The sequence below is a fragment of the Nakamurella sp. genome (assembly GCF_044224575.1).
Lineage (GTDB): Bacteria > Actinomycetota > Actinomycetes > Mycobacteriales > Nakamurellaceae > Nakamurella.
Genome location: NZ_JBGAKE010000003.1, coordinates 1 through 23188, shown reverse-complemented (window position 1 = coordinate 23188; position 23188 = coordinate 1). Strand labels below are relative to the sequence as shown.

Below are 23188 nucleotides of genomic sequence, written 5' to 3'. Positions count from 1 at the left end.
GCGGCGGTCCTGCGCTGCGCCGAGGGTGGGGGTCAGCTGAAGGCCGCGGCGATCCGGCCCTCGGTGGCCAGGTAGTCGGCCGACGTGCTGCCCAGCGCCGAGATGATCGCGGCGAGCATCGACGCCAGGTCGTCGGCCGCCGCTTCCCAGCCCTGGCTGTGGACGAGGTAGGCGGCCTGGGCCTCGCTGCGCCAACTGTGCACGAGCGGTTGCCGGTGGCCGGCGAGCTGCGCCGGCCGGCTGCGCAGCCCGGTCAATTGGCGTGTCAATGAATCCTCAGCCGTCTGCATTGCCGGAAAGCTCAGGTGAATTGGTCCGCCGGCTGCCGTCATTGAACCGTCCATTCAGGGAAAGGGTCGATAAATGCGGCGGTCGATCGTTTCTACGACCGCCGGTAAGGGGGGCGAAATCAGATGGAATTGGCCGTCGGCGTACTGGTCGACCTGGGCCTGCTCCGTCCGGGTGTACCGGGCGTCGGCTCCGTCCGGGTGTACCGGGTGTCGGCTCCGGCGAGCGTGTCACGCATGCCTTGACGTGCGGCGTTGGTGACGGACGCGCGGGTGGCCCACCGACTGAGGACGGTGGTGAAGGCGACGTTGGAGCCCGCCATGTCGCGGCCAGGCCGTCGACCTCGGCCCGGATCGACTGGAATGGAATTGAGCAGGGCGCAGACTTTGGCGGTTGCGGTGTCCATCGGGGACGGTCCGCTGCGCATGGCCGCCGAGTCGTAGCCGAGTTGGCCACGACCGCCGATCGGTCCTTGGATTGTCACCGGCACCTCCCTCGTCGATTCGAACCAATGCGATGAAGCTACCACCGGAAATGGCCGGTCAACCTGGTTCCGATTGGAATGTGGATAACTGGCCGATCATCGCCGGATGAGCCGCCGAGCCTCAGTCGGAGGTTCGCTGATCCAGGTCCCAGAACCTGGGTCGAATTGTCGGGTTCAGTCGGACATTGATCAGCGGACCGGTGGTCTGCGGCCCGACGCCGCACCCTGCCCGGCCCACCGCCACGATTGACCCGGCTCAACGCCCCCGGCTGCCGACGACCGAGGCGAGCGCGATCATCGCCTCCTCGATGTGCCCCGTCGAGGCGGCCGCGTAGCCGAGCACCAGCCCCGGCGGCCCGGGCCGGACCCGGTGCCAGGACAACGGCTGCACCTTGACGCCGGCGGCCAGGGCCCGCGTCGCCAGCGTGATGTCGTCCATCGACCGATCGCGCGGTTCGTCGAAGGTAACGGTCAGGTGCAGCCCGGCGGCCGCCCCGTGCACCGTCGCGTCCGGCAGATGACGGCGCAGCCCCGCGATCATCGCGTCCCGCCGGCGGCGCTGGCGGCGACGAACCGCCCGCAGGTGGGCCTCCAGCTGGCCCGACTCCATCAGGTCGGCCAGGACCAGTTGGGCGAGCACCGGGCTGCCCAGGTCGGCCTGCTGCTTGGCGGCGACGACCTCCGCGTACAGCCCGGCCGGCGGCACCAGCCAGCCGATGCGGAGCGCCGGCGCGAGGATCTTGGACACGCTGCCGGCGTAGCAGGTGCGATCCGGCCGGGCCGCTTTGACCGCGTCGACCGGCGGCCGGTCGTACCGGTGCTCGGCGTCGTAGTCGTCCTCGATGATCAGGCCGCCGGCATCCGCCCACCGCGCCAGCTCGCGCCGGCGGGTCCCGGAGAGCACCACGCCCATCGGAAACTGGTGGGCCGGGGAGACCAGCACGGTGGGGGCGCCGGACGCGGCCAGCCGGTCCACCCGAAGCCCCTGGTCGTCGACCGGGATCGGGACGGTTCGCGCCCCCCAATCCGTCAGCTGCTGACGCGCGCCCCGCGAACCCGGGTCCTCGACCGCGATGTCGCCGAGTTCACGCCGGGCCAGCACGCGGCACAGCAGCGCCAGCGCCTGGGCGACGCCGGCGACGATCACGATCCGGTCGGGATCGACGGTGATGCCGCGGTAGCGGGCCAGCCAACCCGCGACGGCCCGGCGGAACGGCGGCGCCCCGGCCGGGTCTCCGTAGCCCAGGGACGGCGCGGACAGCCCGCCCAGCGCGGTCCGTTCGCTGCGCAGCCAGGCGGCGCGCGGGAACGCGCTCAGGTCGGGCAGGCCGGGGGACAGGTCGTACCGGCACGGCCGGGTGCGCAGCGCGGTGAACACGTCGGCGCCGACCGGGGCATCGAAGCCGAACCCGGCGACCGTCGCGCCCGATCCGGCCGTTGCGCCCGACCCGGCGACCGTTGCGCCCGACCCGGCGACCGTCGCGCCCGACCCGGCGACCGTTGCGCCCGACCCGGCTGCCGTTGCCCCCGGCCCGGCTGCCGTGGCCCCCGACCCGGCCGCCGGCCGGGCCCCGGGCGCCGCGGCGTCCGGGGCGGCCGCCGGGATCGGGGCGGACGGACCGCGGTCCCACCCGGCGTCGCTCGGCGCGACCACGGTGCCGCCGGGGCCGCGGGTGACGACGACGCCGTCGTCCAGGAGCCGCCGGTACGACTCGGTGACGACCCCGCGGGAGACCTGCAGATCGGCCGCCAGGGTGCGGCTGGCCGGCAGTCGATCGCCCGGACGCAGCCGCCCGTCCCGCACCGCCGCCCGGATCCGGGCGGCCAGCCACCCCGACATCGCGCCGGGTGGCGCGTGCCCGATGCGCAGGCCCAGGAAGTCGGTGCCGCCCATGGACCTGTCATCATCGGCTGTCTTGGATCTGTTCACCGGTCCATTATCGGCTCAGGCTGGGACGGTGATGACGACGGACAGTCCGACCGATCGACGGGCGGTGGCTGCCGGGGCGACCGGGATGGCGCTGGTCGGCAGCAGTGTGGTGGTGTCGGGGCTGCTGATCGACGCCCCCCTGTTCACCGCGCAGGCGGCGCGGTACGCCCTGGCCGCGCTGCTGTTGCTGGCGATCGGCCGGGCCGCGGGCCGCCCGGCGGTGCGTCCGCGCGGCCGGGAATGGCTCTGGCTGGCCGGGGTGGCCGTGTCCGGTCTGGTGGTGTTCAACATCGCCGTGGTCCGGGGCGTCGAGCACGCCGAACCGGCGGTGATTGCCGTTGCGGTGGCCTGCGCACCGGTCTTTCTCGGTGTGCTCGGGCCGTTGGCCCAGCGGCATCGGCCGGCCGGGCCGGTGCTGGCCGCCGCGGTAGTGGTGACCGCGGGCTGCGCACTTGTCGAGGGCGCGGGCCGTAGCGACGCGGCCGGCCTGGGCTGGGCGGCCGTCGCGCTGGCCTGCGAGTGCGGCTTCACGCTGTTCGCCCTGCCGGTCCTGGGCCGGCACGGCGCGTTGGGGGTGTCGCTGCACGCCGTCTGGCTCGGCGCGGCAATGTTCGCCGTCCTTGGCCTGGTCGTGGAAGGGCCGGCCGCGGTGGCGGAGCTGACTGCTCAACAGTGGGCCGCGTCCGCCTGGCTGGCCGTCGCGGTCACTGCGGTGGCCTTCGTGCTCTGGTATGCCGCGGTGGGCCGGCTGGGCCCGGGGCCGGCGGGCCTGCTCACCGGCATAGCGCCGGTCTCGGCCGCCCTCGGCGGTGCCGTTCTCGGTCGCAGTCTGCCGGGACCTGTTGTGTGGCTAGGGATTTCGGTGGTGATCGGCGGACTGGCGATCGGGTTACGGGCCGGCCGGATGCGCCGGCCCCACCCCGGGCTCGCTGATCAAAGCCGGGCCGACGGGCCGGACATGCCCGATCGAACCCGGCTCTGATCAGCGAAGCAGACGGCCGGCGAGGTCAGTTGGCGCTGACCTTGCCGGTGGTGTTGTGCGGGTCGATGACGTACTTGCGGGCGACACCGGAGTCGAACTCGGCGTAGCCCTTGGGCGCCTGGTCCAGGCCGATGACGGTGGCGTTCACCGCGTCTCCGATCTTGACCTTGTCATGCAGGATCGCGTTCATCAGGCCGCGGTGGTACTTCATCACCGGGCACTGACCGGTGGTGAACGAGAGTGACTTGGCCCAGCCAAGTCCCAGCCGGATGGACAGCGACCCGACTTTGGCGGCATCGTCGACGGCGCCCGGGTCGCCGGTCACGTACAGGCCCGGAATGCCGAGCGCGCCGCCGGCGGCGGTCAGGTCCATGATCGAGTTCAGGACGGTGGCCGGCGCCTCGTGGCTCGCGTCCTTGCCGTGCCCACGGGCCTCGAAACCGACGGCGTCGACGGCACAGTCGACCTCGGGCACACCGAGAATCTGCTCGATCTGGTCCTTCGGATCGCCCTTGGACACGTCCACCGTCTCGCAGCCGATCGACCGGGCCTTGGCCAGCCGTTCCTCGTTCAGATCGCCGACGATCACCACGGCCGCGCCGAGGAGCTGGGCGGAGACCGCGGCGGCCAGGCCGACCGGGCCGGCCCCGGCCACGTACACCGTCGACCCGGTGGTGGCACCGGCGGTATAGGCCCCGTGATATCCGGTGGGGAAGATGTCCGAGAGCATGGTCAGGTCAAGGATCTTCTCCAGGGCCTGGTCCCGATCCGGGAACTTGAGCAGGTTCCAGTCGGCGTAGGGCACCAGTACGTACTCGGCCTGGCCGCCGACCCACCCGCCCATGTCGACGTAGCCGTAGGCCGAGCCCGGCCGGTCGGGGTTGACGTTCAGGCAGATGCCGGTCTTGCCCTCCTTGCAGTTCTTGCAGCGACCACAGGCGATGTTGAAGGGCACCGAGCAGATGTCGCCGACCTGGATGAACTCGACGCCGGGCCCGGTCTCGATCACCTCACCGGTGATCTCGTGCCCCAGGACCAGGCCCTCGGGGGCAGTGGTGCGACCGCGGACCATATGCTGGTCGGAACCGCAGATGTTGGTGGTGACCACCTTGAGAATGGCGCCGTGCGGCACCTTGCGGCCCACGTTGAGCGGGTTGACCCCGGGGCCGTCGCGCAATTCGAACGTCGGGTACTCGATGTCCTGGACGGCCACCTTCATCGGACCCTGATAGGTCACGGCGCGGTTGCTCGACATGCGGTCTCCTCTTCGTTGAGGTGGAGTGACAAGCCGTTGGTCACGGTCAGGTCACGTTGCCATTTCCACACTAGGGACTTGCCCCAAGTCCGTGTCTGGCAAACGGATGGTCGTTGCGTGAGCATGATGTGTGCACTCGGTAGCGGAGAGTGATGAAATGAGAACTGTTTTCATGGACGCGGTGGTGTACCGCGAGGTCGGCGGGCGCCCCCGGATCGAGCGGGTGGAGGTGCCGTCGTGCCCCGCCGACGGCGCGGTCCTGCGGGTCGAGGCCACCGGCGTCTGCCGGTCCGACTGGCACGCCTGGCGCGGGCACGACCCGGTGCCGTTGCCGCACACGCCCGGTCACGAGTTCGCCGGCACCGTGGTCGAGATCGGCTCCCAGGTCACCGACGTCGCAGTCGGCACCCGGGTGACCGCCCCGTTCGTCAACGGCTGCGGCCGGTGTGCCTGGTGCGCGTCCGGTGAGGCCGCGGTCTGCCCGGACCAGACCCAGCCCGGCTTCACCCATCCGGGCTCGTACGCGCAGTACGTGGTGGTGCGGGCGGCCGGCTTCAACCTGGTCCCGCTGCCGGACGGGGTCGACATGGTGACCGCCGCCGCCCTCGGCTGCCGGTTCGCCACCGCCTGGCGGGCGCTGACCGTGCACGGAGGCGTCGGCCCGGGCCGCGAGGTTGCCGTCTTCGGCTGTGGCGGCGTCGGGCTGTCGGCGGTGATGATCGCCGTTGCCCTCGGGGCCCGGGTGACGGCGGTCGATCTCTCCCCGAACGCGCTGACCCGGGCGACCGAGTTGGGCGCCGCGGTGACGGTCCGGTCGGCCGACCCGGTGGCGGCGGTGATCGACGCCACCGATGGCGGTGCGCACGTCAGCCTGGACGCGCTGGGCGCCCCGGCCACGGCCGACGCCGCGGTGCGCAGCCTGCGCAGGCGCGGCACGCACGTCCAGGTCGGCCTCATGCTGGGCGCCGCCGCCCGGGCCCCATTGCCCTGGGACCGGGTGATCGCCTGGGAGCTCACCGTGGTCGGCTCGCACGGGATGGCCGCCGCGGACTACCCGCCGATGCTCGACCTGGTCGCCGACGGTCGGCTGCGGCCGGCCGAGCTGGTGGGGTCGGTCGTCGACCTGACCGGCGCGGTCGACGCGCTGATGGCGATGGATGGGCCCGGTGCCGGGGCCGGCATCGTGGTGGCCCGTCCCTGATCGGTATCGCCCGGCTCCGCCTCGACTCCTCTGCGCGCCGACTGCCGACGACCGTGGGAGACCGCTGATGACAACCGAGCAACCATCTGTCCGCCGGCGGCCATCACGCCGGCGGGCCGTCCTGTTCGGCGTCCTGGCCCTGTTCGCGGTCGTGGCCATCACCGCCGTGATTTTCCCCGCCGATGCCGCCCGGTTGGTGGGCCGCACCGAGCCGGTGACGGCCACCGTGCTCGATCTCTCCGCGACGCGGTCGTCCGCTCGCTCGCCGGGATCGTCGACGAGTAACTCCTGGTTCCAGCGCTACACCGTGACCTGGGTCGACGACCAGGGCGTCGAGCGCGCCGGGGACTCGACCCTGGTCTTCCGCGGCGGATCGTCCGCGCCGTTGCCGGCGCCGGGCGACACCGTCCCGGCCGCATGGGTGCCGGGCACCGGCCTGATCACCGTGGCGACGGTGGGTCAATCGATCACCACCGTGTTCGGGCCGGCCACGACGGCGCTGATCGTGCTCGCCTTCGCCGGGGTGGCCGCGCGGATGCGCCGGTGGACGACGATCGCGGTGCGCCGCGGGCAGAGTCGGACCTGATCACCGCGACTCGAGAATCGTGACGGCGGCGACGCGATCATCCCGCACGCGCTCCACGTGCTCGCCCAAGGGCGACGAGATCATCTGGCCCGCCCGGCAACCCGCCGCGCTGGACGACGGGTGGTGCACCGTGACCTCTCCGTCCCCGAGTCGATGCGCAGCCGACGACAGCAGTTGCGGTCTCACCTGACCGCACTGGGGTTCGGCAAACCCCGGAACGGCGACCCGGATCGCCCCGGCCCGGATGCTGCCCGCCGCCGAGCGGGCCATCGCCGAACACGACCTCGCCGAGCACAGCGCGGCGTTCGCCGGCGCTCACGTCGCCGGCCATGACCGGCGCGAGCTGCTGGCCCAGAGCTGGGATCTCGACGGGATCGACGGACGATCACCCCGGCGTACGCGTTCGCCACCTGACTGCACGTCGTCGATGCCCGTCGTCGACGCCCGTTCTGCGACCCCCGGGCTGCCCCAGGACCTGTTGCCGGCCGGCCGGTCCGGCCCGCGGGCGGCCGCCCTGTTCGAGCACCTCGTCGCGACCCTGGAGGGACGCGCCCCGGCCTACGCAGTCGGGCACTGGCCCGGCGCCGGAACCGCCGTCCTGGAGTGCCCAAGGTCCCGTTCAGCTGGTCCGGAAGGCCGCGGATTCGATGACCTGCGCCAGGTCGCGGGGCCGACTCCACATGGGCCAATGCCCGGTGGGGAGGTCGACGACGTCCAGATCGTCGAACTCCGCCAGCGCAGCGAACATCGGATGTCCGGCGCGGGCCAGCTCCAGTACCTGCGCGCTCGGCAGCGAGCAGCACACCAGGGTGGTGGGGACCGCGAGGCGGGCCGCGTTGGTGAGCTCGACGGGCTGACGCAGCACCGCGCCAGGCTCCGGGACCGCCTTCGCGCGGAACCGGTCGAGGTCGGCCGGGCTCAGGCCATCGAGGCTGGCCTGCGCGCTGAGGACGTCGAAGGGCGGGAGCGGGAGTTCCACCATGTCTTCCGGCAGGTCCGAGGCGAAGCTGGTGCCGGCCGTCACCGGCCCGGAGTCGACCCACACCACCCGCCGGACCAGCTCGGGATGCCGGTCCAGGACGAGGCTGACGGGGCCGTTGGCCCCGCTGTGGGCGACGAGAACAACTGCCTCGCTGCCGATTTCCGGTTGACCGATGAGGTCGATGATGGCAGCGGCCTGATCGTGAAGGGTCCTGGTGGCCCGCTCCGGGTCGCTGGCATCGAGGCCGGGCAGGGTCATCGCGACCGCCCGGGAACCGCCGGTCGCCAGGTGTTCGATCACCCCGTCCCAGGCCCACGCGCCCAGCCAATGGCCGGCGATGAGGACGATGGTCGGCTGCTTCGGCGCGCTGTTCATGCCCCGATTCTCGCCCTCCCGACGGACAGCTGTGTGTCACCATCTGCGTCACCAATCGGGTGAGGGGTGGAAACGGTGAAGCGAACGGAGCGGTTGCACGCCGTGTCGGAGGCGCTGCGTCGCAGCGGCGCACGGGGCTGCTCGGCCGAGCGTCTGGCCAGTGACTTCGGCGTCTCGGTCCGGACGATCAAGCGGGACCTCGACGCGCTGGAGAACAGTGGCGCGCCAATCTGGTCACGGCCGGGTCCCGGCGGCGGCTACGGACTGGCGACCGGCGCGTCCCTGCCGCCGGTCAGCCTCTCCCCGTCCCAGGCCGTGGCCCTGATGGCGGCGGTGTCCGCCGCCGCCGATGCTCCCTACGCCGACCTGGCCGCCGCCGGTGTCCGCAAGATCCTGGACGTCCTCGATCCCGGCACCCGGGCCAAGGCCGACGAGTTGGCCGGCCGGGTCTGGGTCAACGCGGCTCCCACCCCGTCCCGAGCGATCAGGTCCGCGCTGGAGGAGGCCATGGCCGAGCAGCGGGTGGTGCGCATCCGCTACGTGTCCCGGGCGGGTGCCGCGTCCACTCGCGACGTCGAGCCGGTGCTGTTCGCCGCCGCGAACGGCCAGTGGTACCTCGTCGGGTGGTGCCGGCTGCGCGACGCGATGCGATGGTTCATCGTCTCGCGCATCGAGCGGGCCGGCGTCACCGCGACGGCCTGCAGCGGCCACACCGTCAGTGAGGTCGGCGAACCTCCGGCGAACGCCCGACCCGTGCACGGTGGCAGCGGGTGAGTCCCCGGCTGTTCGATGCCGGGCCCGAGACCGTGGTCGCGTTCCGCGGACGACCACCGCGCACGGTTAGTCCCTGACCTGCACCCGGACCTGGCGTTCCGAGCCACCACCCGCGACAGCGGGTGCGGTGGATGTGGAACGGAGGTCCCAGCATGCCCGACCTGTCCGGTCGCACGGCCGTCGTCACCGGCGGGGCTACCCTGCTCGCCCACGGCGTCGAGACCGTCCGGCACGCGCACCCGTAGCTGGCGGCCAGCGAACACGCCGCGATCGTCCACTTCACGTCCATCTCGAGCAAAGTTGCGCAAACCGGTCGCGGGGTGTCGCGACCAGGCCGGGACGATCAGGCCGGGACGAAGCGCAACCGCTGCCCGGGACGCAGCTGCCCGGCCCGGTCGATGTCGGCGTCGACGACCACGGCCGCCACCGGGTAGCCGCCGGTGAGCGGATGGTCGGCCAGGAACAGCACCGGCTGCCCGCTGGGTGGCACCTGGATGGCCCCGAGAACCAGCCCCTCACTGGGCAGTTCGCCCGGACGCGCCCGGTCCAGGGTCGGGCCGCCGCCGTCCGGCCGGGACAACCTCAGCCCGACCCGGTTGCTCTGCGGGGAGACCTGCCACTCCCCGGTGGTCAGCGCGGCCGGGTCGGTGAACCAGTCGTCCCGGGGCCCGAACAGCACCCGTAGCACCGTCACCGGGTCGCCAAGCGGGGTTGCCGTGGGTAGATTCCCGGCGCCGCGGTTGGTCCCGACCGGGAGCCGGGCACCCGCGGCCAGCGGGGGTGGACCCAGCCCGGCAAGGGTGTCCGTGCTGGCCGAGCCGAGCGTCACCGGCACGTCGATACCCCCGGCCACCGCGAGGTAGCTGCGCAGACCCGTGCGAGGGGCCCGCAGCCGCAACGTCTTTCCCGTCGTCAGGAGCAGCGGCGTGTCGTGGGCCACCGGGTGGCCGTCGACGTCGGCCGGGGCCGGGGCGCCAGTGATTGCCACCGTCACCTCGATCTCGGCCCGGATCGCCAGGCCGCCCAGGGTGACCTCGACGGCGGTGGCGCCCGTGTCGTTGCCGACCAGTCGGTTGGCTCGGGCGTGGGCGGCCCGGTCGGCCGGCCCCGATCGCCCGACGCCGTCGGCGGCGTGCCCGAACCGGCCGGCGTCCTGCAGCAGCGCCAGCGGCCCGGGTCGCACGACGGTCAGCGCCGCGACCGACCCTGCGGTCGTGCGCGGCCGGGCCGTCATGGTCGGGCTCCTGCGTCCTGGAAGCGGACTTGGCGGCCCGGCCGGATGGCGGCGGCGGGCTCCGCCGTCTCGTCCCAGAGCGTCGCGGTGGTGCGGCCGATCAGCTGCCAGCCGCCGGGCGACTCCCGGGGGTAGACCGCGGAGTACTCGCCGGCCAGCGCGACCGACCCGGCGGGCACCCGGGGTCGCGACTGCGAGTGGCGGGCCACCTGCAGTCGCGGGTCACCGCCGATCAGGTAGGCGAACCCCGGAGCGAAGCCGACGAAGGCGGCCTGCCACGGCGTTCCGGCGTGGGCGGCGATCACCTCGGCTGCGGTCAACCCGGTGCTGGCGGCGACTTCGGCCAGGTCGGGCCCGTCGTAGACGACCGGGATCACCAGCTCGTCCGGCGCGGTCGCACCGGGGCCCGCGTGCGCGCCGCCGGTTGTCCCGCCGACGGCCGTCGCGCCGTCGGCCGCGGCGAGCACGCGCCGGCCCAGGGCGGTCAGGTCGGCGCCGCGGGCGACCCGGACCAGCACGGTGGCGGCGGCCGGAACGAGCTCCTCGACCTCGTCGAGACTTGCCGCGGCCAGCGCGGCGGCGACCGCGATCGTGCCGGCCGGATCACCGGTCTCCAGCAGCAGCGCCCGGTCGCCGGCCCGGCGCAGCCGCGGCATCATCCCCGGCCCCGCGATCGAGGGGCCGGTTTCGGTCCTTTCGCGGCCCGGGGAAGGACCGCAACTGCGCCCTCGATCCGCCAGGAGCGCCGCGCCCGGTCCGCATTCATGCGAACGCCCCGACCGTGACGCCGGCCGCCTCCAGCGCGGCCCGGACCCGGCGGGCCAGGTCGACCGCCCCGGGGCCGTCGCCGTGCACGCAGATGCTGTCGGCGGCCACGGCGACGTCGGTCCCGTCGGCGGCGGCAATCACCCCGTCGGTCACCAGACGCACCATCCGCGCCGCCACCAGGTCCGGGTCGTGCAGGGTGGCGCCCGGCTCGCGGCGGGAGATCAGGGTGCCCTGCGGGGTGTAGGCGCGATCGGCGAACGCCTCCCGAACCGTCCGCAACCCGGCCGCCGCGGCCAGTTCCAGGATGGCCGACCCGGGCAGCCCGACCAGCGCCAGCGACGGGTCGACCACCCGCACGGCCTCGACCACCGCGATGGCCTGCTCCCGGTGATGCACGACCGCGTTGTAGAGGGCGCCGTGCGGCTTCACGTACCGGACCACGGTGCCGGCCGCGCCGGCCAGGGCCTGCAGCGCACCGATCTGGTAGATGACGTCGGCGATCAGGTCGGCCGGTTCGACGTCGATGAACCGCCGGCCGAACCCGGCCAGATCGCGGTAGCCGACCTGCGCGCCGACCGTCACCCCGTGGTCCACGGCCGCCGCACAGGTGGCCTGCAGCGTCCGCGGATCCCCGGCGTGGAACCCGCAGGCCACGTTCGCGCTGGTGATCAACGGCATCAGCGCGGCGTCGTCGCCGAGCGTCCAGCGCCCGAAGGACTCGCCGACGTCGCTGTTCAGGTCGATCACGGGCACGGCCGCTCCCTCCGAGGATGCCGGGCCATCCTACGGACGACCCGCCACCCCCGGGGCCAGCCTGCCCGCGCGGATCAACTACGCCGGCGCGGATCAACTGGCGCGAAATGGTGCTGGTGGGACAGGAGTCGACGACTTCGTCCGCGCGGTGATCGACAGGGGTGGTTGTGGACATCCGCGCGGATCAACTGACGGGAAATGTGACGGGTGGGGCCGAAGTCAACCAATTCATCCGCGCTGACCTACTTGATCCGCGCGGCCGAGGCGGACGGGCAGGGCCGGCCCCGGGGAGGTTCAGCGGTGAGGGGTGGGGGAGGCCGGTGCGGGACGGGCCGCGCGGTCGCGGGCGGCGAGGGCGGCCATCGCGGCAGTCACCACCACGAACGCGACCAGGCAGAGGGTGGCCTGGCTGATGAAGCCGAACAGGTTGAAGAACTTGGTGGTGCAGACGAAGGACGTCCCGCATTGTTGAATGCCGAGCGGAATCACGTTCCAGTGCACCAGTTGCTGGAACAGGGCCACCGGCAGCCCGATCACCAGGAATGGCACGGTGTACCGCCAGGCGCCGGTGTCCCGGCTGACGATCCCGGTGCCGATGACGAGGAACAGCGCCAGCATCAACATGCGGTTGAGCCAGCACAGTGACGACGCCTGGTATCCCACGATCTCGAAGAAGTACACGCTGGCGCCGAACGCGGCCAGGGCCATGCCGGCGCCGACCCACATCGATGCCGGGACGGCCGCTTTCGTCGGGACGGTGGTGGGGTGCACGGTTGCGCTCACGGTTCGCGACGCTACGGCCGGATCTGCGTCGCCGTCAGACCGAAACGAACCGTCGGGAAGGGTCTTTCGACCCTGGTCGGACGGTCACACCAGCCACTCGTTCAGCAGCGCGACGGCCAGCGCGGCGTTCCCGAAGTTGCTCTGCGCGGACGTGATGGTGACCGAGGCCGACTTGTTGCCCGGCAGCGAGATGATCTTGGCCGAGTAGAACCCGTCCTGGTCGATCACCTCCTTCCAACCGACGCCGTCGATGCCGCCGGAATTGAACAGCGAGCCACCGGTCTGGTCCACGTTGTTCCCCGTCGCCATTGCGAACCGCAGGAAGGTCTGGCCGTCCGGCACCGTGCCGTCGCCCGGCACCTCGCCGACGAGGGTGCAGCTGGCCGAGTCCGGGGGATCGGCCGACTGGGTGAGCGCGAGGCCGGCCACGGCCGACAGCCGGTCGATCCGCAGTTCCTTGCAGAGAGTGTCGGCGACCCCGACGAAATCGGTGTCGCTGCGCGGGCTGGTCAGGAAGGTGAAGGCGGCGCCGGCGAGGAGCACGATCCCGGCGCCGACGACCCACGGCCAGCGGCGACGGCGGCCGGGTGCAGCCATGCGGGCTCCTTGTCGACCGGGAAACGAATGCGGATGGTTGATTGTGCCAGGTGCCGCGGGGGACCGGATGGGGGAGACTGCGGGGGTGACCGACCCCCTTCCCCAGCTCGAACCCTTTCCCGACGACTGGCAGACCGCGCTGTGCATCGCGGCCCACCCGGACGATCTGGAGTACGGCACGGCCGGCGCCGTCGCGGCCTGGACCCGGGCCGGCAAGACGGTCACCTACCTGCTGATCACCTCGGGCGAGGCCGGCATCGACGGGCTGGACCCGGCCGAATGCGGCCCGCTGCGCGAGGCCGAGGAGCGGGCCGGGGCGGCCGAGGTCGGTGTCGAGACCGTCGAGTTCCTCGGCTACCCCGACGGTGTCGTCGAGTACGGGCTGCCGCTGCGCCGGGACATCGCCCGGGCTATCCGGCGCCGGCGGCCGGATCTGGTGGTCACGTCCAACCCCGACCCGCGGCCGGCCTGGGGTGGCATCGACTACGCCGACCACCGGGCGGTCGGCCTGGCCGCGGTCGACGGGGTGCGGGACGCGGGCAATCGCTGGGTCTTCCGGGAACTGCTGGACGAAGGCCTGGAGCCGTGGAAGGTCAGGTACACGGCACTGGGCATGTCCCCGCGCGCGTCCCACGCGGTCGACGTCACCGACACCATCGAGGCGAGCGTGGCCTCGCTGCACGCGCACCGCCGCTATCTGGAGGGACTGGGCGAGAGCGCCCCGGACGTGGACGGCATGCTGCGCGGGTTCGCGGCGATGCACGCGCCGCGGTTCGGCGGCCGGCTGACGGTTGCCTACGAGCTCCTCTCCTGAGCCCCCACCTCAGCCCCGCAACGCCCGCACCGCCAGCTCGACGTCGGCGGCGGTCGAATACAGGTGGAACGCCACCCGCACCCGGCCGGTTCGCACGCCGAACTGCACCCCTGCGGCCTGCAACCGCTGGATCGCGGCGTCGTCCGCGGGCACGCTGACGATCGCCGAGTTCGACGGCGGCTGATCCATCGCGGCGAGAAACTCGTTCGCCAGGCCCACGTTATGCGCACCGATCGCGGCCACCCCGACATCCGTGAGCACGCGCAGCGCCGGGGCGGTGCCGACCCAGCAGTGCCAGGCCGGCGAGATGTCGAACCGGCGGGCGTCGCCGGCCAGCCGCAGCGGCAACCCGTAATACGAGTCGTGCACGGACTCGCCGGCAAACCAATTGGCGGCCAACGGCTTCAATCGCTTCGCCACAGCCGGGTGACGCGCGGGCAGGTCCGGATCGAGCACCAGGAAGCCGGTGCCGCGCGGGCTGCACAGCCACTTGTACGCGGTGACGACCAGCACGTCGACGGCACCCGCGTGGACGGGCAGCCAACCGGCGGCCTGGGTCGCGTCGACGACCGTCACCGCGCCGACCGCGCGGGCGGCCGCGGAAATGGCGGCGGTGTCGGCCACCTCACCGGTCGCCGACTGCACCGCCGACCACGCAACGACGTCCACGTCGGCCGTGACGGCCTCGACGAACCGGTCCACCGGCGCCGTCCGCACCGTGACCCCGCGGTCCGCGTGCACCGCCCACGGGAACACGTTCGAGGTGAACTCGATGTCCGGCACCAGCACCGTGGCCCGATCGGCGATGGCCGCGCCGATCGGAGCCAGCAGTTGCGACACGGAAGCGCCGGTGGCCACGGTCGCCGTCGTCGCGCCGACCAGGCCGGCGAACAGCGTGCGGGCCTCGTCGACGGCGGTCGCCCACCCCTCCCAGCTCGTCCGGCCGGTTCGCCAGTCGGACAGGGCCTGCTGCAACGCGTCCCAGGCCGGCCGCGGGGGCAGACCGAACGAAGAGGTGTTCAGGTAGCCGGGGTCCGGGTCCCAGAGGGTGGCCGCCGCGTCGAGGTCCGTCATGGCCTCAGGGTACGAAAGTCGTGAGGTCCTGCCAGGTCACCCGCCGGCCTCGTCGCATCGGCCCCGGACCCCCGGGCGCCGGGTAGCCCAGGCAGACGATCAGGTCCGGTTGCAGCCCGTCGGGCAGCCCCAGCGCCGTTGCCACCGCCGCCTTGCTGAACGACGTCACCGGCCCCGCGCCCACCCCGATCGCGTGTGCCGCGAGCATCAGCGTCGCGGCCGCGGTGCCGACGTCGATCCATGGCCCGGGGACGTCCGGCCGGAAACCGAAGTCCACGGCCAGTGCCCCATCGGTGCAGATGACGATCGCCGCGGCCGGGCGGGCGATCATGCCCGGCGACAGCATCCGCAGTACTCGCAGCGTTCCGGGGTGATCCGTGGCGACAAACCGTTGCAGGTGCCGGTTCCCGGCGCTCGGCGCCCACCGGCCGGCGTCCAGGATCGTCTCCAGGTCGGCCCGGGCCACCGGTCGGTCGCTCATCGAGCGGACGACCCGCCTGCTCCGGATGGCGGCCAGCACCTCGTTGGGGGCAGCAGCGCTCGTTCGGTCGGCCTCGGTCACAGCGGCGCCTCCCGGTGCGACCTCGCCCGCTCGGTCGCGCCGGCGCGGCGCCGCTGCGGGAAGCTTTGGTTCGCTCGGCAAGCCTCGCTCACAGCGGCGCCTCCCGGTGCGACCTCGCCCGCTCGGTCGCGCCGGCGCGGCGCCGCTGCGGGAAGTTCTGGTTCGCTCGGCAAGCCTCGCTCATGAGGCGAACCGGTCGGACAGCAGCGTGGCGAGATCCCGGCAGACCTGGTCGAGCCGGGCGACGTACTCCTCGCGGCCGGCCTTGGGTACGGCCAACTCCGGCAGGGCGGTGAGTGGCCCGGCGACGAACTCGGCGGTGGGGTCGGAGGCGCGGGCGGCGATCGCCTCGCCGAGGCGCCGGGCGGCGGTCAGCAGACGCAGCGGTCCGTACTCGGCGGCCTCGTCGACCTGGGTCCGGGCACTGGTGACCAGGTAGGCAAGGAGTTCGAGGGCCTCGTCCTCGGTCAGGACGCCCGTCACTTCTGCGCCCCGCCCAGGACGCGGGTGAGGGTGGCGAGCAGATCCGGCACGTCATCGCGCGGCACCACCGCCTGGATCAGCGTGAAACCGGCCGCGCCGGCCAGGGCCGCCCGCAGTTCGCCGACGGTCTCGACGCGGATCGCCGTCGCATCGGCCCGGCCGAACGCGGCCGGAAGAGCGGTCCAGTCCCACCGGACGATGTCGTTGTACGGCTCGTCCGGACCATGGATGGCCCGTTCGATCGTGTACCCGTCGTTGTCGACGACCAGCACGACCACCGACAGGTCCAGACGCAGCACGGTCGACAGCTCGGTCGCCGTCATCTGAGCGGCGCCGTCACCGACGAGCAACACGCCCCGCCGCCCCGGCGCCGCGGTGCACGCACCGATCAGCGCCGGCAGCGTGTAGCCGATCGAGGCCCACAACGGCTGCCCGACGAACGTGATGCCGGCCGGGATGGGATGCGGGGCCATGCCGTAGAACGACGTGCCCTGGTCGGCCAGCACGATGTCGCCGGCCCGCAGCTGATCGGCCACCTCCTGCCACAGGACGGCCTGGCTCAGCGGGTCACCGTCCGGGGCCGGCCCGCCCGGGTCGACCGGCGGCGCCGCGACCGGGGTCGCCGCGGGACGGGCCGCGACCAGCGGGGCCAGCGCCGCGATGGCGTCGGCCAGGTCGATCGGGGCGAAGACGGCGGACCCGACGGACGCGGACCGGGCACCCACCTCGATCGTCCGGGACCGGGTGATCCGCTGGGTGAACAGGCCGGAATTCAGGTCGGTGAACTGCACGCCGGCCAGGATGAGCGCGGCGGCGTCCTCGACCACCCGCCGGGTCGTCTCGGTGCTCCCCGCGGCACCCGAGTAGGTGCCGGCGAACCCGGGTGCCGACTCGTCGACCAGGCTCTTCGCCCAGGGGGTGACGGCGTGCGGAACCCCGGTAGCCAGCACGTCGCCCAGTGCACCGCCGGCGCCGAAGCGGTGGACGAGGAGTCCGGCGAGGACGCCGATCTCGCCCTGGTCGGCGGCCCCGTCGAGCAGCCGGCGGGCCGCGTCGGTGAAGCCGGCGAGCGCCTCGGGGTCGGTACCGGCCACCGGCGGCGGCAGCGGCGCGGTCGACCGCTCGGCCGGTGCCTCGGCCACGTCCGCGGGCACCACCAGGTAGCCCGGCAATCGCTCGTCGCGCACCGCGGCGAGCATCCGGTCGATCTCGGCGATCGCGTTCGCCGCGGTGAGGGTGGCCCGCGCGCAGGTGATGTCGGCGTGCATCGCGGCGAAATGGCCGAACTCGCCGTCGCCCAGGGTGTGGTGCACCGGCCGGTGCTGGGCCTGCTTGACCAGCGCCGGAGCGCCCACCACGTGCACGACCGGCACGTGTTCGGCAAAGCTGCCGGCGATCGCGTTGATCGCGCTCAACTCGCCGACACCGAAAGTCGTGCACAGTGCGCCCATTCCGCGCAGACGGGCGTACCCGTCGGCGGCGTACCCGGCGTTGAGCTCGTTGGTGGTTCCCGTCCAGCGGACCGACGGGTGGTGCACGACGTGGTCGAGCAGACCGAGGCTGTAGTCGCCGGGCACCCCGAAGACCCGGTCGACGCCGAGCTCGGCCAGCCGGTCGACAAGGTGATCGGCGACGGTGTAGGTGTCCACGCCGGCCAGTCAAACAGACGGCCGCTGCGCCGGCGGGATTGCCGTGCCAGGGTGAGGCCATGATCGAGAAGCTGGACAACCTGCCGGATGGCGTCATCGGGTTCGAGGCGGTCGGCGAGGTGCACGCCGCCGACTACGAGAAGGTGCTCATTCCCGCCGTCGACGCAGCCGCCGCGTCCGGCGGCGTACGGCTCGTGTACGTGTTGGGCGACCGGTTCACCGGCTACAGCGTGGGCGCCGGCTTCGAGGACCTGCGGCTGGGCATCGCCCATCTGCATGCCTGGAAGCGGGGCGCGTTCGTCACCGACCACCGGGCCTACGCCGACCTGGTCAAGGCGTTCGCCTGGATGGTGCCGGGACAACTGAGGCTGTTCGGTCTCGGCGAGAGCGAGGAGGCGATCGACTGGGTGGCGCAGGGCTGACCGCCGGGGTCGACCCGGGTCCGCCGGCCCGGCGATGCGGTCGAACATCCCGCAGGGGTCCGATATCTCGGGCCGCCGGGACGGCCCACCCGCGACGTCGGGCCGTGCCGAACCGTGGGTCCGGACCGGCGGTGGCCCCTTACTCCGGGGAACCAGGAACCGGCGGACCCAGCAGGTCGTCGGCGTCGACGATCCGGTAGGCGTACCCCTGCTCGGCCAGGAACCGCTGCCGGTGCGCGGCGTAGTCGGTGTCCAGGGTGTCCCGCGACACGATCGAGTAGAAGTGCGCCTGCCGGCCGTCACCCTTGGGGCGCAGCAAACGGCCCAGCCGTTGCGCCTCCTCCTGCCGGGAGCCGAATGTGCCCGACACCTGGATGGCGACGGTCGCGTCGGGCAGGTCGATGGAGAAGTTGGCGACCTTGGACACCACCAGTGTCCTGATCTCACCGGAGCGGAACGCGTCGAACAGCCGCTCCCGTTCGGCGGTGCGAGTGGAACCCTGGATGATCGGCGCCTGCAATTCCTCGCCGAGCTCCTCGAGCTGGTCCAGATAGGCCCCGATGACCAGCGTGGGTTCGCCGGGATGCCGATCCAGCACGCTGCGCACCACCGGCAGTTTGGTTCGGGCGGTGGAGGCGATCTTGTACCGCTCCTCCGGCTCCGCGGTGGCGTAGACCAGGCGCTCGTGATCGGTGAGGGTGACCCGGACCTCGGTGCACTCGGCCGGCGCGATCCAGCCCTGGGACTCGATGTCCTTCCAGGGAGCGTCGTACCGCTTGGGCCCGATGAGCGAGAACACGTCGCCCTCCCGGCCGTCCTCCCGGACCAGGGTGGCGGTCAACCCGAGGCGACGCCGGGACTGCAGGTCGGCCGTCATCCGGAACACCGGGGCCGGCAGCAGGTGCACCTCGTCGTAGATCACCAGGCCCCAGTCCCGGGAATCGAACAGGTCCAGGTGCCGGTACTGGCCGCCGGACTTGCGGGTCATCACCTGGTAGGTGGCGATCGTGACGGGCCGGATCTCCTTGCGTTCGCCGGAGTACTCGCCGATCTCCTCCTCGGTCAGGCTCGTCCGGTGCAGCAGCTCCCGCTTCCATTGCCGCCCGGCGACCGTGTTGGTGACCAGGATCAGCGTGGTCGCCTGAGCCTTGGCCATCGCGGCCGCCCCGACCAGCGTCTTGCCGGCGCCGCAGGGCAGCACCACCACGCCGGATCCGCCGTCCCAGAACCCGTCGACGGCCTCGGCCTGGTACGAGCGCAGCTCCCAATCGCTGGTGTCCAGGCTGATCGGATGAGCCTCGCCGTCGACGTAACCGGCCTCGTCCTCGGCCGGCCAGCCGACCTTGAGCAACTGCTGCTTGAGGTGACCGCGCTGCGACGGGTGCACGACGACCGTGTCCTGGTCGATGCGGGCGCCCAGCATCGGCGAGATCTTCTTGTGCCGCATGATCTCTTCGAGCACCGCCCGGTCGCGGGCATACAGGATCAGCCCGTGCGCCGGGTGGGTTTGCAGCACCAGCCGGCCGTACCGGCTCATCGTGTCCACGACGTCGACCAGCAGCGCCTGCGGCACCGGGAACCGGGACCAGCGAACCAGCGCGTCCACCACCTGCTCGGCGTCGTGCCCGGCGGCCCGCGCGTTCCACAGGGCCAGCGGGGTGATGCGGTAGGTGTGCACGTGCTCGGGGGACCGTTCGAGCTCGGCGAACGGCGCGATGTTGGCGCGCGCGGCCGGGGCGTCCGGATGGGACACCTCGAGCAGCAGCGTCTTGTCGGACTGGACGATCAGCGGTCCGTCGGTCACGGGCGGTTCCTTCACAACTGGGTTCGGCTCGCCCGGCCGCGGTGGGCCGGCCGGACGGGGCACAACCCATCAAGTGTGCCCGAACCGCCGGCCGGCCCGGCGGTGACGAATCTCCGCGACCTCCCGGGCTGAGCCTGCCCCGCCACTCCTGCCGCGCGGATCATCAACGCCGGCGCGGCCGAAGTCGTCGACTCGCGTCCCACCCGTCACAATCGGCGTCGGTTGATCCGCGCCGGCGGAGTTGATCCGCGCGGGCGCCCGGCCTCGGTGCAGCTCAGCCGAGCAGGTCCAGCACCCGCTTGGTCTTGGCGATCCGGGTCAGCAACCCGCCGGCCACACCCGACACCGCCGCCCAGCCGGTGGTTCGTACCGCCGTCCGCGGAGTGTTGGCGGCCAGCGTGGACAGACCCCAGGTCGTCGTCGACGCCACCGCCGCGGCCCCGCGCCGGCTCGCCGCCACGGCCGCGGTGACACCGGCCGCCGCGCCGCCGACCAGGCCGAGCGAGACCAGCCGGCCCCGCCGGCTGTCCGGGTCGATCTGCAGTGCGCTCAACAGCACGTCCGCGGTGTTGATCGACGCGGCCAGACTCGTCCAGCCCAGCAGCATCCCGTTGCTGCCGGTGGCCAGCCGGGCCTGGCCGGTCGGCTCGACCCGCTGCAGCGCGACGTGCGCGGCCCCGGCGGCGGCGACGATGCCCCACAGGATCGGCGGGGTCGCCCGGTACCGGCCCGACTGCGCCACCCACTCCCAGAGGGCGTTGCCGGCGGCCGCCGCGGCCAGCCACCAACCGGCCTGCCGGGACGCGGGCGCCGTCCGCTGCGTCGGCAGCGCCTGCACCACGGCGGTCGCGGCGGACCCGGTGAAGATCGGGCCCCAGACCCCGAAGGCCCAGTCCGGCGGGGTGACGATGCTCGGCGTGTCCTTCGAGACCTCGCCGACCGGACGCTGGCCCAGCAGCGGCCCGATCGCCGGGATCACCACCTGCGCGGCCGTCGCGGCCAACAGAGCAGTGGTGCGGACCCGGTCGCCACCCGTGGCCGGCCGACGAATCGGTACCACGGTGGAGCCGTTCAGTGAGCTCACGTCTTCTCCTTCGTCCCTGGACTGTCAGACCCCTGTGCTTGGTTGATCCGGATGAGTACCGCGACCGGACCCCGAACCGATGAGTTCTCCGTGGACCGGCCGTCAAACCCTCGACACGGCCGGCGGGCACGGGAACGGTGAAAGGACCAGGCGATGAGCGCAGCGGAGGCGGTGGGCACACCCGCCCATCGGCGAGCCACCACCGGCGACTGGGTCGGCCTGTCCGTGCTGGCGCTGGCCTGCCTGATGTACGTCATGGACCTGACCGTCCTGCACCTGGCGCTGCCGCAGATCAGCGAGCAACTGGCCCCGTCCAGCGCACAGCTGCTCTGGATCATCGACGTGTACGGGTTCATGGTGGCCGGCGCGCTGGTCACGATGGGCACCCTCGGCGATCGGATCGGCCGGCGCAAGCTGCTGATGATCGGGGCCGCCGCGTTCGGGCTGACCTCCATCCTGGCCGCGTTCTCGACGACACCGGAGATGCTGATCGTCTCCCGGGCGCTGCTCGGACTGGCCGGCGCGACGCTGGCTCCGTCCACGCTGTCGCTGATCTTCCACATGTTCGCCGACCCGCGGCAGCGGTCGGTGGCGATCGGTGTCTGGATCGGCGCGTTCTCCGCCGGCAGTGCGATCGGGCCGGTGCTCGGCGGCCTCGTCCTCGAGCACTTCTGGTGGGGCGCGGTCTTCCTGCTCGCCCTGCCGGTCATGGTCGCCCTGCTCATCCTCGCGCCGGTGCTGCTGCCCGAATACAAGGATCCCAACGCCGGCCGGCTCGATCTGCGCTCGGTCGGCATGTCGATCACAGCGGTCCTGGCGGTCATCTTCGGGCTGAAGGAGATCGCCCAGGACGGCGTGTCCTGGCTGCCGATCACGCTGATCCTCGCAGGCCTGGTGGTCGGCTGGCTGTGGGTGCGGCGGCAACGGCGGCTGGCCGACCCGATGATCGACGTCGGCCTGTTCCGGATCTCCTCGTTCCGCACCGCGTTGGCCGTCAACTTCCTGGCCGTGTTCATCTCGGTCGGCTACTTCCTGTTCCTGGCCCAGTACCTGCAGCTGATCCTCGGCCTGTCGCCGCTGCAGTCCGGACTGTGGTCACTGCCGTCCGCCGCCGGGTTCATCCTCGGCTCGCAACTGGGCCCGCGGATCGTGCGACGCGTCCAGCCCGCGCTGGTCATCGCGGTCGGGTTGGGGTTGACCGCGGTCGGCCTGGGGTTGCTCACCCAGATCGGTGTGAGCGACGGGCTGTGGGTGATCGTGACGTCGTCGGTGATCATCTCGGTCGGGCTGGGGCCGGTGTTCGGGCTGACCACCGAGCTGATCGTGGGCACCGCGCCGCCGGAGAAGGCCGGCGCCGCCTCGGGGATCTCGGAGACCGCGGCCGAACTGGGCGGCGCGCTGGGCATCGCGATCCTGGGCAGCGTCGGGGTGGCGATCTACCGGTCGCAGCTCGCCGCCGACCTGCCGGCCGGGCTGCCGACGCAGGTGGCCGACGCGGCGAGGGACACCCTGGGTGGAGCGGTGGTGGTCTCCTCGACGTTGCCGCCGGCCGAGGGGGCGGCGGTGTTCGACGCGGCGGCGAACGCGTTCGTCACCGGCCTGCAGGTGGTCAGCGCGGTGGCCACGGTGATCGCCGTGGTGATCGCGGTGGTGTCCTGGTTCGCGCTCCGGCAACCGCGGCAGCCGGAGTCGGCGGTGGCGATTGACGCGGCGCCCGGCGAGGTCGTCGCTGCCGGCCACGATGCCCCCGCGGACGGTGCCGGGGACCAGGCCACCGGACCGATCGCCCAAGACGCACCCACGGCACCGGCCGGGCCGACACTCACCCCAGATCCGGCGGCGCAGGCCCGTCCGGACGATCAGTTGTGCTGCGCCGACTGCTGATCGGGGTCCCGTCCGCGACGGGCGAAATCGATAAATCTTCGGTGGTGACTCACGAACGCGTCAGTGACCGGGCGCCATCGGCAATGGCCTGATTAGGCCGGTACGAACGGCCCGAATCGCGTCGGACGTTCCGCGGAGTCGACCGTCGTCGGCGAGTGGCGCACCACCGGCGTAAGTAGACCGGCCCTGCGCCACTGGCCCCGGCCGGCCGGGGCGACAGTTCCCGGGCGTTCTTGCGGGAACGTCGCGGCCGGCGAGTGGCGCACCACCGGCGTAAGTGGACCGGCCCCGCGCCACTGGCCCCGTCCGGTCGGGTGCCCGAACCCTGGTTGGCCGGGCTTGCGGGGCCAGCACTGAACATGGTGGGCGTTCCCGCGGGAACGTCGCGGTGGGTGCGGGGTGGAACGTTCCCGCGGGAAC

At 72.6% G+C, this 23188-nt stretch carries 23 protein-coding genes; 8 read left to right on the top strand and 15 right to left on the bottom strand.

Going from position 1 to position 23188, the window contains the following annotated elements; genetic code table 11:
* Positions 1 to 32: 32 nt before the first annotated feature.
* Both ACILSK_RS04135 and ACILSK_RS04130 read right to left on the bottom strand, forming a co-directional pair.
* Entirely contained in the window at positions 33 to 332 is a 300-nt protein-coding gene (locus tag ACILSK_RS04135) for a WXG100 family type VII secretion target (RefSeq protein WP_395725862.1), read from the bottom strand.
* A 696-nt stretch (positions 333 to 1028) separates the two neighbouring features.
* On the bottom strand, positions 1029 to 2666 hold the full coding sequence (locus ACILSK_RS04130; protein ID WP_395725861.1) for a PLP-dependent aminotransferase family protein: 1638 nt from the start codon (positions 2664 to 2666) through the stop codon (positions 1029 to 1031).
* 67 nt (positions 2667 to 2733) lie between these two features.
* Here ACILSK_RS04130 and ACILSK_RS04125 point away from each other — a divergent pair, with 67 nt between their 5' ends.
* Complete coding sequence (locus tag ACILSK_RS04125; RefSeq protein ID WP_395725860.1) at positions 2734 to 3684, top strand: EamA family transporter; 951 nt, start codon at positions 2734 to 2736, stop codon at positions 3682 to 3684.
* A gap of 25 nt (positions 3685 to 3709) precedes the next feature.
* Here ACILSK_RS04125 and fdhA read toward each other — a convergent pair whose 3' ends face one another.
* Positions 3710 to 4939 (bottom strand): formaldehyde dehydrogenase, glutathione-independent, encoded by a 1230-nt coding sequence (fdhA, locus tag ACILSK_RS04120; protein WP_395725859.1) that lies wholly within the window; start codon positions 4937 to 4939, stop codon positions 3710 to 3712.
* A 172-nt stretch (positions 4940 to 5111) separates the two neighbouring features.
* Between fdhA and ACILSK_RS04115 the strand changes: the two genes are divergently transcribed.
* The 3 genes from ACILSK_RS04115 to ACILSK_RS04105 all read left to right on the top strand — a co-directional run bounded on the left by ACILSK_RS04115 (position 5112) and on the right by ACILSK_RS04105 (position 7059).
* Positions 5112 to 6140, top strand: a complete 1029-nt coding sequence (locus ACILSK_RS04115; RefSeq protein WP_395726152.1) for a zinc-dependent alcohol dehydrogenase family protein — start codon at positions 5112 to 5114, stop codon at positions 6138 to 6140.
* A gap of 67 nt (positions 6141 to 6207) precedes the next feature.
* Entirely contained in the window at positions 6208 to 6726 is a 519-nt protein-coding gene (locus tag ACILSK_RS04110) for a hypothetical protein (protein ID WP_395725858.1), read from the top strand.
* Between the two features lie 153 nt (positions 6727 to 6879).
* Positions 6880 to 7059, top strand: a complete 180-nt coding sequence (locus tag ACILSK_RS04105; protein ID WP_395726151.1) for a hypothetical protein — start codon at positions 6880 to 6882, stop codon at positions 7057 to 7059.
* Positions 7060 to 7345: 286 nt separating this feature from the next.
* On the opposite strand, the gene ACILSK_RS04100 is transcribed toward ACILSK_RS04105, so the two are convergent.
* On the bottom strand, positions 7346 to 8083 hold the full coding sequence (locus tag ACILSK_RS04100; RefSeq protein ID WP_395725857.1) for an alpha/beta fold hydrolase: 738 nt from the start codon (positions 8081 to 8083) through the stop codon (positions 7346 to 7348).
* A 75-nt stretch (positions 8084 to 8158) separates the two neighbouring features.
* Between ACILSK_RS04100 and ACILSK_RS04095 the strand changes: the two genes are divergently transcribed.
* Positions 8159 to 8857, top strand: a complete 699-nt coding sequence (locus ACILSK_RS04095; RefSeq protein ID WP_395725856.1) for a helix-turn-helix transcriptional regulator — start codon at positions 8159 to 8161, stop codon at positions 8855 to 8857.
* Between the two features lie 343 nt (positions 8858 to 9200).
* Here the strand turns inward: ACILSK_RS04095 and ACILSK_RS04090 are convergent, their stop codons facing one another.
* From ACILSK_RS04090 to ACILSK_RS04070, 5 genes are all read right to left on the bottom strand, one after another.
* Complete coding sequence (locus ACILSK_RS04090) at positions 9201 to 10091, bottom strand: biotin-dependent carboxyltransferase family protein (protein WP_395725855.1); 891 nt, start codon at positions 10089 to 10091, stop codon at positions 9201 to 9203.
* Entirely contained in the window at positions 10088 to 10750 is a 663-nt protein-coding gene (locus ACILSK_RS04085; RefSeq protein ID WP_395725854.1) for an allophanate hydrolase subunit 1, read from the bottom strand. The genes ACILSK_RS04090 and ACILSK_RS04085 overlap by 4 nt, the downstream gene beginning before the upstream one ends.
* Positions 10751 to 10853: 103 nt before the next feature.
* A complete protein-coding gene (locus ACILSK_RS04080) occupies positions 10854 to 11612 on the bottom strand; it encodes a LamB/YcsF family protein (protein WP_395725853.1) in 759 nt (252 codons plus the stop codon).
* Between the two features lie 294 nt (positions 11613 to 11906).
* Complete coding sequence (locus ACILSK_RS04075; protein ID WP_395725852.1) at positions 11907 to 12395, bottom strand: hypothetical protein; 489 nt, start codon at positions 12393 to 12395, stop codon at positions 11907 to 11909.
* An 84-nt stretch (positions 12396 to 12479) separates the two neighbouring features.
* Positions 12480 to 12992, bottom strand: coding sequence for a hypothetical protein (locus ACILSK_RS04070; protein WP_395725851.1), 513 nt, complete (start codon positions 12990 to 12992; stop codon positions 12480 to 12482).
* Positions 12993 to 13077: 85 nt separating this feature from the next.
* Between ACILSK_RS04070 and ACILSK_RS04065 the strand changes: the two genes are divergently transcribed.
* On the top strand, positions 13078 to 13806 hold the full coding sequence (locus ACILSK_RS04065) for a PIG-L deacetylase family protein (protein ID WP_395725850.1): 729 nt from the start codon (positions 13078 to 13080) through the stop codon (positions 13804 to 13806).
* Positions 13807 to 13815: 9 nt separating this feature from the next.
* Here the strand turns inward: ACILSK_RS04065 and ACILSK_RS04060 are convergent, their stop codons facing one another.
* The 4 genes from ACILSK_RS04060 to ACILSK_RS04045 form a co-directional block, all read right to left on the bottom strand.
* Positions 13816 to 14880: an aminotransferase class V-fold PLP-dependent enzyme gene (locus ACILSK_RS04060; protein ID WP_395725849.1), complete on the bottom strand. Its 1065-nt coding sequence runs from the start codon at positions 14878 to 14880 to the stop codon at positions 13816 to 13818.
* A gap of 4 nt (positions 14881 to 14884) precedes the next feature.
* Complete coding sequence (locus ACILSK_RS04055; protein ID WP_395725848.1) at positions 14885 to 15442, bottom strand: nitroreductase family protein; 558 nt, start codon at positions 15440 to 15442, stop codon at positions 14885 to 14887.
* Between the two features lie 180 nt (positions 15443 to 15622).
* Positions 15623 to 15925 carry a DUF6092 family protein gene (locus ACILSK_RS04050; protein WP_395725847.1) on the bottom strand — a complete coding sequence of 101 codons (303 nt, stop codon included), beginning with the start codon at positions 15923 to 15925 and terminating at the stop codon, positions 15623 to 15625.
* A complete protein-coding gene (locus ACILSK_RS04045; RefSeq protein ID WP_395725846.1) occupies positions 15922 to 17574 on the bottom strand; it encodes an alpha-keto acid decarboxylase family protein in 1653 nt (550 codons plus the stop codon). Before ACILSK_RS04045 ends, ACILSK_RS04050 begins: the two co-directional genes overlap by 4 nt.
* 59 nt (positions 17575 to 17633) lie before the next feature.
* Between ACILSK_RS04045 and ACILSK_RS04040 the strand changes: the two genes are divergently transcribed.
* Positions 17634 to 17996: an STAS/SEC14 domain-containing protein gene (locus ACILSK_RS04040; protein ID WP_395725845.1), complete on the top strand. Its 363-nt coding sequence runs from the start codon at positions 17634 to 17636 to the stop codon at positions 17994 to 17996.
* 139 nt (positions 17997 to 18135) lie between these two features.
* Here the strand turns inward: ACILSK_RS04040 and ACILSK_RS04035 are convergent, their stop codons facing one another.
* Positions 18136 to 19800, bottom strand: a complete 1665-nt coding sequence (locus tag ACILSK_RS04035) for a DNA repair helicase XPB (protein WP_395725844.1) — start codon at positions 19798 to 19800, stop codon at positions 18136 to 18138.
* Positions 19801 to 20074: 274 nt separating this feature from the next.
* Positions 20075 to 20884, bottom strand: a complete 810-nt coding sequence (locus tag ACILSK_RS04030) for a hypothetical protein (protein ID WP_395725843.1) — start codon at positions 20882 to 20884, stop codon at positions 20075 to 20077.
* 153 nt (positions 20885 to 21037) lie between these two features.
* On the opposite strand from ACILSK_RS04030, the gene ACILSK_RS04025 reads away from it, so the two are divergent.
* Positions 21038 to 22768, top strand: a complete 1731-nt coding sequence (locus ACILSK_RS04025; RefSeq protein ID WP_395725842.1) for an MFS transporter — start codon at positions 21038 to 21040, stop codon at positions 22766 to 22768.
* Positions 22769 to 23188 lie beyond the last annotated feature (420 nt).